We start from the raw sequence: 19,292 nt of genomic DNA, 5'->3' as shown, positions 1-19,292 counted from the left end.
AAAGACCCGCTCGGTCGCATTTCCGATCGAGCTGAATATTTGTAATACGAGAAGTGGGTATAACGGTACCAGAGGCTATGCAGGGTTGATGACCTTATGGATTTCTAACAAAGTCTATAGGATACCTGTCACTCGTTTCTACCCTCTCTCGTCTCACATAGCCTCTAAGAGATCTTGCGCTTGTTGATAGTCTTGCGCTTCTACTGGTATCTGCTCTAGCAATTGTTTGCATTCATCCATTTTATTTTGCTTGAGATAGCAAAGTGCACGAAACCAAGTTGCTCGGTGTTTGTACACAGATGTGCCATTTTGCAGTTCGGTCAGTAGCGTATTGGCGAGCTGATAGTCTCCTGTTTCTATATAGCTGAGCGCTAGGTAGAACAAGGCCTTGACACTGTCATTCTTATCGCTGATCTGTTTGAGGTAGTTGGCCGACGCAGTGTAGTCGCCCGCATTAAAAGCCGTTTCTGCTTTCTTTCTCAAGGCTGCATCGGGATCATCACTTCTTAGCGAGAGGCTCAAGGCGTCATACCGTGCATAGTCACCGTACTGCGGACTACCCATGTTGAATACATACACTGCAGCTACCAGCAAAGCCACTACTGCTGCGACTGCCAAGTACCATGGTCTTTTGGGTTTTAGTACAGGTGTGTCTTCTGCTTTCGCAAAATAGGCTTGGGATGCGAGTTGCAGGCTGTTCTTGAGCTCTGATTCGTGAGCTTCTCGCTGGATGCTTGATTTGAGGCTTTTCCAAGTCTCCTCATACACTCGGTATTGTTCGGCTAGCTCAGGCTCAGTGTTTAGACGCTCTTCAAACGCCTTGCGTTCTGAGGCTTCCATATCCCCCTGTATATAGGACTCTATCAGTATATAATTTTCTTCCTGGCTCATTATGTGTTCAAGTTTTTATATTCATCAGAGGTGCGTACCATTTCGGTAAGACTCCCCATACAGGTAGATTTTTTCTTGCGGGCATAGGCGTAGCTTACGCCGAGTTTTTCTGCTACCTCTTTCATCGAGTCTAGTTTCAGTGAGAGACGAAGCAATTCTTTGCACTTATCACCCAGTGCTTCAAATTTTTTCTCAAACAGTGTACATTTTGCTTCATGTACTTCGCTGAGTGAGACGAGCTCGTCTTGCCCTTCGTTTATAGATAGCGTTTCGTCCTCGATTGTTACCTCTGTTTTTCGACTTTTTAGTTGATTCCACCAGCGTCGTTTGCATAGCAATAGAAAATAGGCCTCAAACGGACAGGTCAGTAGTAGTCCCTTGTCCTGTGCCTGACGGTAGATCACGATCAGTGTGTCCTGTATCAGATCACTGGCAGACGATTCATCTCCCTGATTGCTTTTCACGAAGGCTACCACCTTAGGGGCAAACTTTTCATATATCTCCTGCACCAGATGCCGATCATTCTCTAGCAGTCCCTGAATGTAGCGTTGGTCACTATGTTGGTCTTCTGTCATGTTGGTCGTTCTATTTATCAATAGAGGCGGTTTTTATTCTGAAAAGGCAAATTATGAAAAAAAAATTGAGAGAGGGGGTAACAAACTGGGGAAGTATTGATCTAGGAGTGTAAACCAAAAACGAACATTATGAAAACGAACAAATTTATTTCATTCTTGAAAAAGCCAGTAGTAGTACTAGGTATTGCAGCAACGGCTATGTTAGGTGCCTGTGAGAATAAAGGCGAAGATATCTTGGATCCAATATTGCCTGAGCCAGATGGCCAAGCACTCAATGAGAGTTTCACTGAGCAGCTGAATGAACGCAAAGAGACGTTTGCGTTCGATGTAGCAGAAGGAGGCTCATGGAGCAGCAAAAGCGGAACAAGTACACTGTCCATCCCTGCGGAGGGGTTAGTGGATGCGAATGGTGAGCCAGTGACAGGTTCTGTGGATGTGACTTTTATAGAAATATTCGGACGCGCAGATATGCTGCTGGGCAATAAGCCCACCATGGGCCAAATGGGAGATGGTACCCGAGCTACGCTCATCTCAGGTGGAGAATTCTATATCGAAGTGAAGCAAGATGGCGAAGCGGTATTTATGAAAGAAAACATGGGCTATCAGCTACAGGTGAAAACCGACTCACTAGACATGGACATGCGCATATTTGGCAATGCCAATGAAGACTGTGAGACGGCGGACTGTGATGTAGTCTGGGAAGAAGAGAAAAACCGAGGATTGGAAGCAGTCGGTCAGGGTGCAGATGGCACGGGCGGTGGACAACATGCCGGGACTTATTATGCCTTCCTCAACGATTTCGGTTGGACCAACTTGGACAAATGGTATAGCTCTGACCTACCTAAGACGACTGTGTTCGTAGATGTGCCAGAGGGCTATGATGATACCAACTGTGCAGTGTACTTGAGTTATGACGGGGAACCTGCTGCATTGGCGCGTTTCGACACGTACTTCCCAGAGGACGAATTGTTCTCAGAACACTACGGGATGATGCCGATAGGGATCGATGTACACTTCATCGTAGTGTCCATCGTGGATGACGAGTATCACTATGCGATTCAATCCGCCACTACAACCGAAGATCATGTCGAAGTAGTGGATGCGCTGATGCCTACTACCGAAAGTGAACTCACACAATTGATCAATGATCTACCCTAAGTAGATCTCTTTGACCAGCTCAAGATACCACCTCTGGATTGCCAAGTGGTATTTTGTTTTTGGTAGTCACAGAATAGAGGTGAAAGCATGTTTTAATCTCCATTCTCTTTTTAGACAACATTAACCCTACTATCATGAAACGCAACACGATAATAAATCTGATTACACGCTTTCTTCTTTTGTGCGTGCTTTTTACTGCGCTGCTTATAGCCTAAATGTTAATTCTTAACTAGAATAAAATTGTATCTAATAAAGAATCAATTATACTTTGGTACTTTTGAGTGCGTTTGGTTCTATAAGTATCACAGACACATAACCTACAATCCACCCCATCTATGCGAAAGAATTTACCCTTCCTTTTATTGATACTATCAGTTGTATATGGCACGGCTAGTCAAGCACAAAGTCCCATCGCTACAGATAGTCTTAGAGAAGCCAATATACTGATCGAGCAAGATCAAAATAAAGTCAAGCTCTCAGCAGATACACCACCTTTGATTCAAATACCCGGTGCACCAGAGCCTTTCTATACTTATTTCTGGGAGTTTGGAGACGGGTCGTATAGTATGGACGAAGCGCCAGAACATACCTATGAAAACCCTGGAGAGCAGGAGGTTCATCTTCAGGTCACCAACAACTATGACAATGGAAAAGCACCACCTAGCCGTCCCAAAAAAGTAACCGTAAACCAAACCTCTTATGAACCTGTCAAGGATAGTACTTATGAGAGTTTTGGAGGGATAGCGATGCTCAAAAACCGAGAACCCGTACCTAATGAACAGATGGTGGTGACGCTGCGCTACGAAAACACGAGCCAGCAGATTAGTAGTGGCAAATTTTATGTCTACTACAATGAAAACAAATTTAGAGCAGACAACTTCAAAATGGTCGATGTACGCACACATCACGGAGAGCGTACCATCGAATCACCGATGCTGTCAGCACTGTTCAATTCATCGGATTTTCAAACCGATAAGTTATGGGTAGGGATGGGGAGTCCTGCGGGGCTCTATGCCGATGGTGGAGGGGACTCTACTGAGCATCCACCCTTGATTCAGACTTTAGATAAATCAGAGCATACGTTTCGCGACAGGCTTATCTTGGAGTTTGGAGACATGAGGCCAAATGAGCAGCGTAACTTTTTCATGACACTAGAGACTACACCTGACATGCTGAAGGATACCAGTGCGATCATCAAGGTACGTGGTATCTATGTGCCAGATCGAAGTAGCAGTGCACACAAAGTGGAGGATCTAGAGATGGAAATCACCACTTCGCATGACCCCAACAAAATGGCTGTATCGGATACTCGACTCAACTATCGATTTGCCAAGAATAAAAAGCTCAAGTACAAAATTCGTTTTCAGAACAATGGCGAAGGACCAGCCAGTAAAATCCGTTTGGATGTAGACGTGCCTGAGCATCTGGATCAATCGACGCTAGAGGTGCTGGATATGCATCCACCGTGTCCGATCTGTCCTGATGGATCCATGCCTATTACCATCAGTTGTTTGGATACCATTCGGGGCGAAAAGCAAATGTCATTTGTCTTTCGAAACATATATTTGCCAGGGAGTAATCAACCCGGAGTGTCAGAATATGACTCGACGAAGGGATTTGTAAAATACAAGATTGCGCTCAAAAAGGATGTGCCTAAAAAGAATACAGTCAGTCGTACCGCCATCATTTTTGACAAGAACGAGCCCATCCTGACTAACTACAGCAAGTCGTATTTCAAACCGGGTATATCCATCGGTGCGGTGATGGGTTATACTGCTATTCCTTCCCTCAGTGCGAGTCGCCAATACTATGCAGGAGCGACGATAGCTCCTTATAAACCCGACCGAGGTTACCTACAAGCCGAACTGCTCCTAGGCAAGGGGAGCTATGAAAGCCAGAGTCAGACCCGAACAGAGACAGAAACGGATCGCCAGGCGATCACGGAAATAGAGGATATATATGAGGAGTCTTCTTTTGATTACCTGACGATGACTTTGATTCCAATATCGTACCGTTACAATCTGGCCAACTTTGTAAGTTTTGGTGCTGGGATTCAGTTCAATATGAAACTAAAAGAGACGGAGGATTACGAGCGTGCGTATGATTACTATATTCGGTTTGAAGGAAGCGATCAACTGGAGCCTAATCCAGATCTAAGTAGGGTAGATGAGGGAAGTGCTGATACGGGGGCGCAACGAATTGTTCCTGGTGCATTCGTGGATGTCAATCTCGGGTTGGCACGGATAGGGCCTAGTGCTGGTTTTCGTTACTCTTACCTGCTCAATCAGCCGAATCATCAGTGGTCGATGTATCTGATATGGCGATTCTAATACGGGAATTTTGCTTGCTGTTCCTATGTCTTTTGGTGATGCAGGTCACGTGGGCGCAGGATACTTTTCGATCCCAAGACGATCTAGAAGGTTTGATCTATGCGACCTTAGATGAGTTTTTGGCACACCCTACGAAAGAGAACCTCAGTATTTTTGATGCCATAGAAAACAACAGTTGGCGACCTGCCACGCAAGCGGATGAGCATCTGGCGCTTTGTGTGCTGTATAGCAATGAAGGCTACTATCGAATGAAGTACGGGCAAGTGACGCAAGCGATACAAGCGTATGAAAAGGCTTGGATAGAAGGCAAGGGTCAACCTGTCGAAAGCTATGACTTGATTGATTATGTGCTGATTCCTCTAGCCAATGCCTACAGTATGATTGGTGACTACAGTAGCGCAGAGAGTATCATTCAGCTTTATCTCCAAAAAGCACAAAAAAACAAAAGCCGAGAGCAACAAATCACTGCTTTGATCAACCTGTCGATCGTGTATAAATCGACGGGTCGAGTGACGAATGCCATTGATCTACTGCGGCAAGCGGAGTTTTTGATCGCTCCAGAGCAAGTGGATCAAAAGGTCAGAACTCTTGTCAATCTATCTCATGCCTATCTGCTAGATCAACAACTAGAATTGGCTCAGCAAATCAGTGCGCAAACGCAAACCCTTTTCGAGCAAAATAGTGTGTCTGATCTGCTACAGGCTGATCATTGGTCTAATCAGGCTTCTCTGTATCTACAGTTAGAAGATACGGTCAGTGCCATCGCTGCGACACAAAAAGCCTTAGCGCGCTGTAAAGAACTACAAGAGATAGAACCACGACGACTGGCCAAACTGCATGTCCAACTGGGGCAGTTGCTCATGAGTACGAGACGATGGGTTCCGAGCAAAGAGAGCTTCGAAAAGGCGTTGCATCAGTTGATCCCAGAGTGGAATAGTGGTTTGCCTCATGATTCTTTGCTCTATGCAGAAAATACACTTAAGGCAGCTATGGATGGTATGGCTGATGTTTTGGTGCGTCTCGGACAATTCAAATTGGCCATGGGTTACTACCACAAAAGTGCTAGGGTGGAAGATCAGTTAGCGCAGCATTACAATTATGGAAAGTCCATTCTCCTACAGCAAGGAGAAAGAAGACAACGGACAGAAAAAATCTTGTATCTACTCTATCAGCAATATCAGGTAGTCCCTCAGACCCAACTGGCAGCACTGGCACTGCAAGTAGCTGAGCATACCAAAGCTGTAGAACTACGGCAGCAGATTGCTAGCTATGATGCTGATTCGTCGCGAAGAAAATGGGTGCGACGACAGGCTAAAATCGAAGGGGAGTTGGCACAAGCTCGAGCCAAGGGGTCTGGAGCGAGACTAGAAGAGATACAGCAACTCATCGATCAGCAAAACCATATCCGGCTTGAGGCCAATACGAATGGCTCCTTTCAGGGTATTTTGAAGCGTTCATTACTCGATCTTGACAGTTTGCAAAAGCGGTTGGATCGGGAGAGACTTCAACTCTGGGCATATTTTGTAGGTAAGCAGGCTTATTATCGATTCGAAGTGACACCTCATTCGGTCACGATGCACCGTGATACCGCTGTGTACCAACTCAAAGAAGACAGTAAGTCTTTGTTGCAGTTCTTTTCTAGCCCCGAACACATCAATGAACGACCTATGGAGTACGCTCAAGTAGCGGAACGGTTAGGTAGTCAATTGCTCGGAGATACAACTCCTTCGCAGCTGATGGTGGTAGCGGACGGCTTACTTAATTTTGTACCGTTTGATGCTTTGCTGACCGAGACAGCAGTCGGGATGAACTATGCCCATTGGCCCTGGTTGCTTCGCCAAACGACTTTGCTTCATCACTATTCTGCCCAACTTTATCAGCAGCAACGGACTAGTACATCGGGAGATCATAAGCTATTGGGGTTCTTTCCTGAATTTGCTGGCACGAATCTTCATCTGCAGTACAGTGCGCAAGAAGCGTCCGCAATTAGGGAACAAATCAAGGGGCAGTACTATAGTAAGGAAAAAGCGACCAAACGACGATTTATGGAGGAGGCTAAAAACTATGGAATCATTCATCTCTCGACCCATGCTTCTGGGGGCTATCTGCATGATCCGCCTGCGATCCAGTTTATCGATTCTACGCTTTATTTTCCAGAGATTGGCAGTATGGAATTGTCCGCTTCGCTCATGGTACTAGGTGCCTGTGAGACGGGTTTGGGACTGCTCTATCAGGGAGCAAGTCCTCAGAGTCTGGCGACTGCTTTCGTGCAAGTAGGGGTCAAAAACGTACTACTCTCTCTCTGGAGAGTCAATGATCAAGCCACTGCGGAGCTCATGAAGAGGTTTTACCAACACTACCACGACAATGCATATCCCTATCAAGCGATCCGTCAGGCCAAAATCAACTACCTCGATGATACCAAACTGAGCCAAGAGAAAAAGTCTCCTTACTATTGGGCATCCTTTATTTACCTCGGTGCACCGGACCAAATAGCTCCTGCTACTTCTATGACCTGGATCTGGTTGAGTGTTGTATTAGGCGGTTTGCTGTTGCTTTTGGGATGGTATGTTTATAAAAGAGGTCTTATATAAACAATAAGCTTAGTGTGGTTTAAATGGATAATGGAGGAGATTAAAAGCACGAACTCAATTATTCTTGTTAATTTTCGTTTTAGTAAGATTTATAAAAAGACTAACATGATGATGAATAAGATTTCAATGGTCGTCCTCGCACTTGTGATGACTACCTTTTATGCACAAGCACAACAATTCAAAGCCCTGTTGTTTACCAAAACGGATGGCTGGCACCATGGCTCGATCCACGAAGGGGTCACAGCGATACGTGAGATTGCTGAGCGAAACGATTTTCAACTTGATTGGTCCGAAAATGCAGGGCTGTTTTTTACCGATAAGAGACTGGCGCAATATAGTGTGGTGATATTTCTCAATACCACTGGGGATGTACTTAACGAAGAGCAGCAGGCAGTTTTCGAGCGATTCATACAGTCAGGTAAGGGGTATGTAGGGATTCATTCTGCTTCAGATACCGAGTACGATTGGCCATGGTATACCCAGTTGGTGGGACGTATGTTTCACATCCACCCGCACAACCAGACGGCACTGCTCAAAGTAGAAGACCGTAACTTCCCAGGGATGCAACTCATGCCTGATACACGCTGGTGGACGGATGAGTATTATGAGTTTTTGGAAGAAAAGGCAGACAATCTGCAGTACCTGCTGACAGTGGATGAGTCTACCTATGATTACAAAGCCCAATGGGGAGAAGGTAGAGTCGCCAAAGGCATGGACGGCTATCACCCCATGTCTTGGTATCATACGCACGATGGTGGACGAGCATTCTACACGGCACTAGGACATCTGCCAGGGACATACAGTGATGCGATTTTCCAAGAGCATATTTATGGTGGTATCTTTTGGGCTGCCACGGGCAAAGGGGCTTTGGCTCAAGAGGAAGTTACTAAGAAGAAAAAGAGATAAAAGATACAGAGAATCGCATATGGAAGTATGGATTCTACCCCCCCTAGTAAACAAAGAAGTGGCTACTATACGGTAACCACTTCTTTGTTTATTATGGGTTCTGTACTTAGCTATTAATTGAGGTCATCATCTTCTACTTCTTCAGAGGTGTCGCCGCTGACGACTTTAAAAGGGGCATCATAAGTAAACCTCATATGCCTTTCTGTATTGGGGACTATATCATTTTCATATAACCAGTTTAGCTCTGGATCGAAATCTATCTGTGAAATAGTAATGTCAAACACTAATTTATACGTATTGCCTTCGGTAGAACTTACCTCCACGGTACCAGACGTTGCTAGATATATGATGTCTTTCTCTACGTCATCCTCGTTGGTTAAGGTCGTTCCATTGTTATTTCCATCAATAGCAAATGCTAGTTCTCTAAAGAAGTATTTACCGTCAAGTTCTTCTGCTGTGGCGTCTCCTGAAGCGTGTTCGAATGTGCCCAAGTTAAAAGATTCAGTTCCTGGAGAGTAGAGTTCTGTTGCAAAAAGCAGAGTGATGTTTGTAAATTCAAAGTCCTCTTCGTTTTCTTCATCTTGGGTTAGATCTCCTTCTGCGAAACTGAAGTTGTAAACAAAGTGAGTATTGTTGCCATTATCGAAAGGGTCAGATGCACCTTCGTCCAGAAGAATACCTTCATCGCCAAATTCGTATGTGATTCCATTGAGGATTAAGATGCCTGTTTCGTCCACATCCGAGACATTGATTGTGACGATTGTCTCATCGGAAGATACATCATCTGAAATCTCAACAGTTAGTTCATAACTATCGGTTTCTTCATAGTCTAGAGATATACCATCAGCCAATGAAATCTTGCCATCATTTGACATGTCAAAGATCTCTGCATCGTTTCCAGATAAAATATTAAAACTTAACGAAGAGGTTTGCGCATGGTCGACTTGGATTTCACCAATTAGATCACCTGATTCAATATCTTCTTGTACAGTGAGTGTTTGATCTGGAGCATTTAATGAGGTACTTCCATCATCGCCGCTACCGCATCCTGATAAAATACATAGATTAATTAACAATAGTAGAGAAAGTAGTGGGTTGAGTTTATTCATAATATAGTTACATTTAAATATTATACATGACTATTTGAATTGTAAATAGTGTTTATCAAAGACACGGTACTCCCTAACATGGTTGTAATTGGGATAGAAATTTTGAGTAGTTTGTAATAAACTGACCAGTTAGTGACACTAATTGACGAACTGAAGATCGTAGGTAGCGGTATTGTCTGTTGAGGACTTTATTATCTCTGATGATTTCTACATATTACAATACAATCAACCTATGGGCATTCCATAATTTAATTCAATTAACAATTCCAAAATGAAATATCTACTATTAGGATTATCCCTCCTGGTGTCATCAGTGGCGTTTTCACAAACCAAGCTGATCGAAAAAGTCACCAAAAAAGGCGATGAAGTCATTATCCCTTATGAAAAATATGAATTGGCCAACGGCCTGACACTGATCATCCATGAGGATCATTCCGACCCGCTCGTACATGTCGATGTGACCTACCATGTCGGCTCAGCACGAGAGGAGTTGAACAAGTCTGGCTTTGCTCACTTTTTTGAGCACATGATGTTCCAAGGATCGGATCATGTGGCAGACGAAGAGCACATCAAAATCGTGACCGAAGCAGGTGGTACCATGAACGGGACGACCAACCGCGATCGTACCAACTATTTCGAAACCGTACCTAGTAACCAGCTAGAGACCATGCTGTGGTTAGAAGCCGATCGCATGGGTTTTTTCCTTGATGCAGTGACCCAAGAGAAGTTTGAAGTACAACGTGCTACTGTGAAGAATGAAAAAGGCCAGAACTATGATAACCGTCCCTATGGCAGGTGGAGAGAAATCAACGCAGCTGCACTTTACCCGTATGGACACCCTTATTCTTGGTTGACGATCGGTCGACTAGAGGATTTGGATCGAGTCGATGTGACTGATCTCAAAAAGTTTTTCATGCGCTGGTATGGACCTAACAATGCGACACTGACTGTCGGTGGAGATGTCAAGACCAAAGACGTGATCGCCAAGGTTGAAAAGTATTTTGGGGTGATCCCTAGAGGTCCAGAGGTGACAGATATGAAGCTAGCGATGCCTACGCTGGATGAAGACCGCTATGTATCGTATGTGGATAGCAATATTCGGTTCCCAGCGTTGATGTTCACCTTTCCTACTGTTCCTACTCGCCATCCAGATGAAGCGCCGCTGGATTGTCTGGCGGAGATATTGGGTACGGGCAAGAGTTCATATTTTTACAAGAAGTTTGTGATGACACAAAAGGCCATTCAGGCATCTACTTTTCATCCATGCAGTGAGTTGGCAGGTGAGTTTACCATGTTTGTATTGCCATTTCCGGGGCAGACTTTGTCTGATTTTGAAGGCGAGATGCGTACCATCTTAGAAGAGTTTGCCGAAAATGGGGTGACAGATGATGATATCACCAAGTTTAAAGCCAATCGTGAGGCCGATATGATCAATGGTTTGGCGAGTGTTAGCGGAAAAGTAAGTCAGCTAGCGAGCTACGAGACTTTTACGGGTAATCCCAACTATATCAAAGAGGACTTAGATAGGTACAATAGCCTGACGAAAGAAGACGTAATGCGTGTATTTAATCAGTACATCAAAGGGAAACCAGGCGTGATTCAGAGCGTAATCCCAGATGAAAATACGGCTAAGGCCAAGCCTGACAACTATGTCCCACAGATGGAAGGAGATAGTCCTTTTCCTACGACAGACTATGATAGGGTGGCTTACAATAAACCTGCTCCTGATAATTTTGATAGAAACGTGAGACCGCCGCTAGGACCTAACCCTGCGATCAAGGTGCCTGATTTCTGGAAAGATAAAATGGCCAACGGAATCAAGGTCATCGGTGCAGAGTCTAATGAAATCCCGACCGTGACGCTACAGCTCACGATCAATGGCGGACACAAAATGGACGCCTATGCGCCTACTAAGTCTGGTCTGGCGAGTCTAACTGCTGCGATGATGAACGAATCTACGGAGAATTATAGTTCGGAAGAGATTCAGGAAGAGTTGAGGAAGATCGGTAGTGAAATCAACGTCTCTAGTAGCACGACCATGACGACCATGACGATCAATACCCTCAAAAAGAATTTGACTAAAACCCTCGAACTGGCGGATGAGATTTTGAAGCGGCCAGCCTTTACGCAGGAGGATTTTGATAGACTAAAGAATCAACAATTGGAGGGAATTAAGTCTTCTCTGAAGGACCCGTCTAGTATTGCTGATTTGGTGTATGACCGATTACTCTATGGAGATGAACATATTTTTTCTGTCCCTAGAGAAGGGATAGAAGAGACTGTAGAGGCGATCACGGTAGAGGATGTAAAGTCATTTTATGAGAAATATTACTCACCGTCTATCTCTGAACTGGTTGTAGTAGGAGATGTGACCGAAAAGGAAATCAAGAGTCAGTTGGGCTTTTTGAAATCATGGAAGGCCAAAGAAGTGAAGTTGCCAGAGTTGCCAGCAGCCAAAGCATCTGCGAATACTGCCATCTATCTAGTGGACAAAAAGGATGCACCCCAGTCTGAGATTCGTATCGGGTATGTCACGGACATGGCTTATGATGCGACAGGGGATTATTATAAAGCGTACCTAATGAATTTTCCGCTCGGTGGAGCATTCAACAGCCGCATCAATCTGAACCTGAGAGAGGACAAAGGTTGGACTTATGGAGCTAGAACGTATTTCCATAGTGAGGATGAGCCAGGTCCATATACTGCACTGGCAGGGGTAAAAGCGGACGTCACGGATAGTGCGGTCTTTGAGTTCATGAGAGAGATTACAGGGTATCGTGAAGATGGAATCACGGATGAAGAACTAGCGTTTATGAAAAAGGCCGTTGGCCAGCGTGATGCACGTAAGTATGAAACACCACGTCAAAAAGCGAGCTTTCTTCGAAGGATCAATCATTTCAACCTATCAGAGGATTTTGTAGATCAACAAAACGAGATCATCGCAACAGTCGGTAAAAAGGACTTGGATAAGCTGGCGAAGAAGTACTTGGCGGAGGATAAGTTCTACATCGTAGTAGTGGGCGATGCAGCCACTAATCGATCGAAACTCGAAGCACTTGGGTATGAGGTCATCGACGTGGATGAGAAAGGTCAAGTGATAGAAGAAAATAAAATTGACCGAAATAAATAATCAAGTTTTGTGTTTCAGGGACTGAGAGAGTACCGTCAGAAACTCTTCATCAGGAAAATGAAAATGAGTCCTCATCGGTTCTAATCGATGAGGACTCATTTTTTATAGGGGGTAAATCGATCATTTATGCATCTAAATGTTTCGATCCTTGGTTTTGTCGACTGACAAAACCTGATTCATTTTATATATTGTGGATTGAACTCAGCATGATGGAGTTCGAAAATTTAGACATGATTATGAAAGACAATGAAGGACACAAGCGCTACTGGAAGACTAATCTCCGGTATCTAGTCATATTACTTGTGATATGGTTTTTAGTTTCATTTGGTTTTGGGATTATCTGGGTAGATGAGCTCAATACGATTCGCCTCGGAGGGTTCAAACTCGGTTTTTGGTTTGCACAGCAGGGGTCGATATACGTATTTGTGGTTCTCATATTCACTTATGTGTGGTTGATGAACCGCCTAGACAAAACTTCTAACCTAGACGAAAACTAATCGCTATGGATATTCAATCTTGGACATTTATTATCGTAGGGGCAACCTTTGCACTCTATATCGGGATCGCGATCTGGTGCAGGGCTGGGTCTACCAAAGAATTTTATGTGGCAGGTGGCGGGGTGCATCCTTTGACCAACGGACTAGCCACTGCAGCGGACTGGATGTCAGCGGCATCTTTTATTTCCATGGCGGGACTGATCTCGTTCATGGGCTATGACGGAGCGGTCTACTTGATGGGCTGGACGGGTGGTTATGTGCTATTGGCACTGCTGTTGGCTCCCTACCTGCGCAAGTTCGGCAAGTTTACCGTGCCGGACTTTATCGGAGATCGGTATTACTCTAATGTTGCCAGGACGGTGGCTGTCATCTGTGCGATCATCGTGTCGTTCACCTACGTGGCAGGGCAGATGCGTGGAGTCGGCGTGGTGTTTGCCAGATTCCTCGAAGTGCCGATCAATACAGGCGTATTCATCGGGATGGGCTTGGTGTTTTTCTATGCGGTGCTCGGTGGGATGAAAGGGATTACTTACACACAGGTAGCACAGTACTGTGTTTTGATCTTTGCATTCATGGTGCCTGCTATTTTTATTTCCATCCAGTTGACTGGAAACATCATCCCGCAGATGGGATTCGGTGGTACGATAGAGGATGGGTCTGGGATGTTTTTACTAGATAAGCTTGATCAGCTGCATGTTGAGCTTGGTTTTCAAGAATACACTACAGGAGCAAAAGGTAGATGGGATGTCGCTGCGATCACGCTAGCACTGATGATGGGGACGGCAGGATTGCCTCATGTGATCGTGCGATTCTTCACTGTACCACGAGTCAAAGACGCACGTATCTCAGCGGGCTGGGCATTGCTCTTCATTGCGATACTGTACACGACTGCTCCGGCTATATCTGCTTTCGCGCGTACCAACTTGATTACGACGGTCTCTGAGAAGAGCTATTCCGATGTACCGGAGTGGTTTAGCAACTGGGAGTCAACGGGATTGATAGCCTATGAGGATAAAAACAAGGATGGATTGATCCAGTATGTCGCTGACCCTGCGGTCAACGAATTGACTATCGACAGAGATATTATGGTTTTGGCCAATCCCGAAATCGCACAGTTGCCCAACTGGGTGATCGCATTAGTTGCAGCAGGTGGACTGGCAGCAGCGCTTTCTACAGCAGCAGGTTTGTTGTTGGTGATCTCTACGAGTGTCTCGCATGACCTGATCAAGAAGCAACTCAAGCCTAACATCTCGGACAAGGAGGAGTTGATGTGGGCACGTGCTGGCGCAGCAGTAGCTGTGGTAGTAGCGGGCTACTTTGGGATTAACCCTCCAGGGTTCGTTGCTGCGACGGTGGCACTGGCTTTTGGTCTGGCAGCTGCGTCGTTTTTTCCTGCGATCGTGATGGGGATCTTTGACAAGCGTATGAACAAGGAAGGTGCTATCGCTGGGATGGTAATCGGTACGTTGCTGATGCTGTTTTATATGGTCAAATACAAACTGCAAGGTTTTGGAGGTGGTATGCCTGAGGATTGGTGGTTTGGGATATCTCCTGAGGGTTTTGGTTCAGTCGCCATGGTGGTGAATCTCGTGGTGTCACTGGTGATATCTCGTATGTCTCCAGCGCCACCTGAGGAAGTGCAAGAGATGGTCGAGAGCATTCGTTACCCACGCGGAGCAGGTGCCGCACAGGATCATTAGCATAGCAGTATGCTGATCTAGATAGAGAAATTCAAGAGCCTAGGTTCGTGATGCACGAATCTAGGCTATGTATAAACCGGCTAGGTTTTTCTTTTATAAACTGGATCTATTGATCATTGCTGAAGCTTGCGCAAGCAAAGGGTTCAACTTGGGCAAGCATGCCCTTTTGCTTGCGCAAGCTGGATCGTGTGTTACACTTACTGCAACTCCCTGCTTGCGCAAGCTCAAGGACTTTGGTATCCAACCATTTCTATTTTTGTGCTGTACACATGCTAAATCTTGAGTTAGGATTACGATTTAGCATGTATACGGAACAGCAAAACGTATTACAACGCTGGGAAAATGTAGTTCTCTAACATGTCGTCCATCTGGTCGATGTAGATAGGCCACTTGAGGTAGTTGCCTTGGGTCATCACGACGACCATGTTTTGCTGAGGAAACACATTGATGAAATTGCCCCCATCTCCCTCTGCAGATAGGTAGTTGATCCCATCCAGTGATCTTAACCAGAATCCATGACTATACTCGCCCGAGTCGGTGTTTTCTTGTACTTCCAGGCATTGAGCGACCCATGCTTGGGGTATAACTTGTTGGCCGTCCCATTGTCCGTTATTGAGCAGGGTGATGCCGATTTTTAACATATCTCGCGGTCTGAGGTACATGCGTGCGGATCCTTCAGGCGTACCGTCAGGCTGTGACTGCCATTGGTAATCAGTGATACCGAGTGCTTGGTAGAAGTTGTCGTCCGCCCAGTCTCTGATGTCCTGATCGACGATGTTGCTTAGCGCTTTGAGGATGAGGTTAGGCAGGGCACTGTTGTATCGCCACTCTGAGTCAGGCGACATATTGTTTCGGGATAGGACAAATTCGGCAAAGTCCTGTGACTTCCAGAGGTCTTTGAGATCATTGCCAGACCACTCATCCCATTGGAAACCTGCCGTCATGTTGAGGCAGTGGTGTAGGGTGACTTTCGCTTTGTTGGGGTCCGTGAAATAAGACGCATAGTCGGGTAGATACTGCGAAATAACTTCATCTGTGCTGATTCCTTTTTCTGCCAAAACCATTCCTGCGATCGTACCCGTGAGGGCTTTGTTGGCAGAGGCTACATAGTGCTTGTCTTCACGAGACCACTGGATAGGGGCAGGTTGATGATCGACCGTCACACCGTTTTCAAAGTCGATGGTGTCATTGTTGCCATAGTAGTACTCCTCGACTACCAGCATGTCATCTTTGTAGATTAGGAGACTGTGAATCTCTTTGTATTCATCTCTGACCAGTCTGTCCATCAGGTTTTGAATGAGCTGCTGATCCATATTCTGATCCTGAACGGTACCTGTAGTGATGCCATCGCTCAGCTGTACGGGCTGATTGTAGTAGTAGACGGGGATGTCAGCTGGAGATAGTTGGATGGTATTGTTGGTGTCTATGGTAGCGTTGATTTCTAGCGGTCGATAGTCTGCTAGGGTCAACTTTAGTCCCACCTGTGCCTCAACTAGAGTGGTAATGTCCATTTCTGCGAATTTGAAACTCCCATTTTCATTCGTCGTGACAGATGTGCCCGTTTCTATCAGTAGAACTTGTACGCCTGACAATGGTGCGCCGGTGTAGGCATCCATGACTTGTCCTTTGAGTTGTTCCTTGCTTTCTTCTTTGCACCGCGAGAGTAGCAGTGAGAGTGCAATTAATAGGGGTATAATCCGTATCGTGTTTTTCATGCTTGTATCGTTTGGGGGGCTAAAGAAGCAATTTCATCATTATATAACCTGATATAATGTGGCACACAGACTATGTATTAGCCAGTGTGCCACATGCCAAGGAATAACGGTCTAAACTAAGAGCAAATTTGTTTACTGAACAACCTCTGCTGTCAATAGGAACGTCTCTGTGAGTAAGTCCGTAGAATTGGTACCGACCATCACGTCAAACATGCCGTCTTCTACTTTGTAGTTGCCTTCATTGTCATAGAAACCCAATTCTTTTTCAGTGAGAGTGAAGGTTAGGTTTTTGGATTCTCCTGATTTTAAAGTCACCTTTTGAAAGCCTTTTAGTTCTTTGATGGGTCTCACCAGACTGGCAAATTGATCTCGGATATAAAGCTGTGCGACCTCTGTACCGGTAACTGCTCCTGTGTTCTGTAGCGTCACCGAAACTTGAATTGCGCTTGGATCACTACTATCTACAGCTAGGTTGTCATATTTGAAATCTGTGTAGCTAAGTCCATATCCAAAGGGGTATAAAGGTGCATTGCTTTGGTCAGTGTAGTGTGACCAGAATACCTCGTTCTTAGGGCCAGGTCTGCCAGTGTTCATGGCGTTGTAGTAGATAGGGATTTGTCCGTTGCTCCTAGGGAAAGTCATAGGAAGCTTGCCAGATGGATTGTGATCACCAAATACGACATCTGCTATGGCATGACCCGCCTCTGAGCCCAAGAACCATGTTTCTAGGATTGCTGGCGCTTTGGCGTCTAGCTCTGGGATCGCTACCGGTCGTCCGTTCATCAGTACGATGACAATGTTTGGGTTCACGGCATAGATCGCGTCGAACAGTTCCATTTGTAGGCCTTTGAGCCTGATGTCCGCTTGGCTTCTGCCTTCTCCCGATTGGAAACAATCCTCACCAATGGCTAACAATACAATTTCGGATTTTTTGGCGGCAGCCACTGCTGCTGCGAATCCAGTACGATCTGTCGTATTGAATTTGATTTCACCTGCAAAATTTCTTTCGCTGGTGACGAGATCACAGCCTTTGGCATAGTTGATCGTTACGTCTTTTCCAGCTCTGGCTTTGATGCCTTCTAGTACAGATACTGCCGAGTTGGCGACAGCATCGGCTCTCCAGTTGCCTAATGGAGCATCTTTGTCATCTGCTAGTGGGCCTACGACTGCTATGGATTTGATTGATTTGCTGATCGGGAGTTTATTCTCCTCATTTTTTAACAAGACGATAGACTCTCTGGCCACTTTGCGCGCGGCAGATTTATTGCCGAGACTGTATAGTGTGTTTTTCTCCCATTCTTTGTTGGAGTACTTGTAGGGGTCTTCGAAGAGCCCAAGACGGTATTTGACAGTCAAGACACGTTTGACCGCATCATCGATGATCTTGATATCTACTTTGCTTTCTTCCACCAGTTCTGCGAGGAAGTTGGTGTAGGCATTGCCCTCCATGTCCATGTCCGAACCTGCATTGATCGCCATGTTGGCGGCTTCTTTGAGATCGCGTGCCGCACCGTGAGCGACCATCTCTCCGATGCTGTTCCAGTCAGAGACGACAAAGCCATCAAATCCCCAGTCACCTTTGAGCAATTGTCGCTGGATGTACTCGTTGGAAGAGGCGGGGAGGCCTTGGATGGTATTGAAGGAGTTCATATAGGTCGCTGCACCTGCTGCGGTACTGGCTTTGAACGGGGGTAGGATGACGTTGTGTAGTGTAGCGTTGCTGATGTCTACGTTGTTGTAGTCTTTGCCTGATTCGGCAAAAGCATAGCCTGCAAAGTGCTTGGCACAGGCCGCAATCGTTTTTTGGTCTGCTAGATTCTCTCCTTGAAAGCCACGTACTCTGGCTGCTGACAGGATACTGGCAAGATAGGGGTCTTCACCTGCGCCTTCCATGACACGACCCCATCGGGCATCTCTACCTACATCCATCATCGGTGCAAAAGTCCAGTGAAGACCTGCTGCCGCAGATTCTAAAGCGGCAATTGATGCGGATAGTTTGACGACCTCAGGATCCCATGAGGCAGCTTCACCGAGTGGAACGGGAAACATCGTGCGGTAGCCATGGATGACATCATACCCAAATATGAGCGGAATGCCTAGTCTGCTGTTTTCAACGACTAATTTTTGTGCATTGAGCGTAGCTTCTGCTCCAATGACATTGAGCATAGAACCGACGAGCCCAGACTTGAGTCTTTCTTCATGTCCTTGGGCGTACTCTGGAGCAGGGCCTGTCATATTCCATTGACTGGTGATCTGGTGGAGTTGACCTATTTTTTCTTCTAGGGTCATTTTGTCTAACAGCTCTGAGACGAAAACTTCTTCTTCGTTGTTTTCTACTTGTTTGGATCCACACGAGAATAAGAATAGACTCACGGTGAGCGTCACAATGGTTTTGGCTAGCCATTTTATCTTGTGTGTGTTCGATTGGTATTGAGAGGACGCCTCATGCAGCGTCACGGACGGATTGGTCTGTTTACTATTGTTCATAATCAAGTCATTTCGTAATGAGTGCTAGCGACAAAGCTGTTTTGAACGCTTGCATCTTGATACAATAATCAGTTTCTATAACTTGAAACCGAAATTATTCGACCCTACATTAATACATCAAAGCTCTTGTGTGCGCTACTTCAAAAACACTACAATTGGACTTAAATGAGTGTTTTTGAGCTGTATAGGTGTTTTCGGTG

12 protein-coding genes are annotated in these 19,292 nt (G+C 45.5%); 7 read left to right on the top strand and 5 right to left on the bottom strand.

Annotation, left to right across the window (positions count from 1 at the left end):
- Positions 1-153: 153 nt before the first annotated feature.
- Both BUB99_RS10040 and BUB99_RS10035 read right to left on the bottom strand, forming a co-directional pair.
- On the bottom strand, positions 154-891 hold the full coding sequence (locus BUB99_RS10040) for a tetratricopeptide repeat protein (RefSeq protein ID WP_073122101.1): 738 nt from the start codon (positions 889-891) through the stop codon (positions 154-156).
- Positions 891-1,487, bottom strand: a complete 597-nt coding sequence (locus BUB99_RS10035) for an RNA polymerase sigma factor (protein WP_245816824.1) — start codon at positions 1,485-1,487, stop codon at positions 891-893. Before BUB99_RS10035 ends, BUB99_RS10040 begins: the two co-directional genes overlap by 1 nt.
- A 108-nt stretch (positions 1,488-1,595) precedes the next feature.
- Here BUB99_RS10035 and BUB99_RS10030 point away from each other — a divergent pair, with 108 nt between their 5' ends.
- The 4 genes from BUB99_RS10030 (at position 1,596) to BUB99_RS10015 (ending at position 8,454) form a co-directional block, all read left to right on the top strand.
- On the top strand, positions 1,596-2,624 hold the full coding sequence (locus BUB99_RS10030; RefSeq protein ID WP_073122097.1) for a hypothetical protein: 1,029 nt from the start codon (positions 1,596-1,598) through the stop codon (positions 2,622-2,624).
- Positions 2,625-2,959: 335 nt separating this feature from the next.
- A complete protein-coding gene (locus tag BUB99_RS10025) occupies positions 2,960-4,954 on the top strand; it encodes a PKD domain-containing protein (protein ID WP_073122095.1) in 1,995 nt (664 codons plus the stop codon).
- Positions 4,955-4,992: 38 nt separating this feature from the next.
- Positions 4,993-7,548, top strand: a complete 2,556-nt coding sequence (locus BUB99_RS10020) for a CHAT domain-containing protein (RefSeq protein ID WP_073122093.1) — start codon at positions 4,993-4,995, stop codon at positions 7,546-7,548.
- 105 nt (positions 7,549-7,653) lie between these two features.
- A complete protein-coding gene (locus BUB99_RS10015) occupies positions 7,654-8,454 on the top strand; it encodes a ThuA domain-containing protein (RefSeq protein WP_245816823.1) in 801 nt (266 codons plus the stop codon).
- Positions 8,455-8,567: 113 nt separating this feature from the next.
- Here BUB99_RS10015 and BUB99_RS10010 read toward each other — a convergent pair whose 3' ends face one another.
- Complete coding sequence (locus BUB99_RS10010; protein WP_073122092.1) at positions 8,568-9,563, bottom strand: cadherin repeat domain-containing protein; 996 nt, start codon at positions 9,561-9,563, stop codon at positions 8,568-8,570.
- Positions 9,564-9,834: 271 nt separating this feature from the next.
- On the opposite strand from BUB99_RS10010, the gene BUB99_RS10005 reads away from it, so the two are divergent.
- The 3 genes from BUB99_RS10005 (at position 9,835) to BUB99_RS09995 (ending at position 14,890) form a co-directional block, all read left to right on the top strand.
- A complete protein-coding gene (locus tag BUB99_RS10005) occupies positions 9,835-12,693 on the top strand; it encodes a M16 family metallopeptidase (protein WP_073122090.1) in 2,859 nt (952 codons plus the stop codon).
- A 236-nt stretch (positions 12,694-12,929) separates the two neighbouring features.
- Complete coding sequence (locus tag BUB99_RS10000) at positions 12,930-13,190, top strand: DUF4212 domain-containing protein (protein ID WP_170863774.1); 261 nt, start codon at positions 12,930-12,932, stop codon at positions 13,188-13,190.
- 5 nt (positions 13,191-13,195) lie between these two features.
- A complete protein-coding gene (locus BUB99_RS09995) occupies positions 13,196-14,890 on the top strand; it encodes a sodium:solute symporter family protein (protein ID WP_073122087.1) in 1,695 nt (564 codons plus the stop codon).
- Between the two features lie 326 nt (positions 14,891-15,216).
- Here BUB99_RS09995 and BUB99_RS09990 read toward each other — a convergent pair whose 3' ends face one another.
- The gene (locus BUB99_RS09990) at positions 15,217-16,605 is read right to left on the bottom strand and encodes a serine hydrolase (protein ID WP_073122085.1); all 1,389 of its coding nucleotides are present in this window, start codon (positions 16,603-16,605) and stop codon (positions 15,217-15,219) included.
- Positions 16,606-16,737: 132 nt separating this feature from the next.
- Positions 16,738-19,092, bottom strand: coding sequence for a beta-glucosidase BglX (gene bglX / locus BUB99_RS09985; protein WP_084190487.1), 2,355 nt, complete (start codon positions 19,090-19,092; stop codon positions 16,738-16,740).
- Positions 19,093-19,292 lie beyond the last annotated feature (200 nt).

This window comes from Reichenbachiella agariperforans, from assembly GCF_900142205.1.
In the GTDB taxonomy this organism is placed as follows: domain Bacteria; phylum Bacteroidota; class Bacteroidia; order Cytophagales; family Cyclobacteriaceae; genus Reichenbachiella; species Reichenbachiella agariperforans.
Note: the sequence above shows the minus strand (reverse complement) of the source record. Positions and strands in the feature narration are given on the sequence as shown.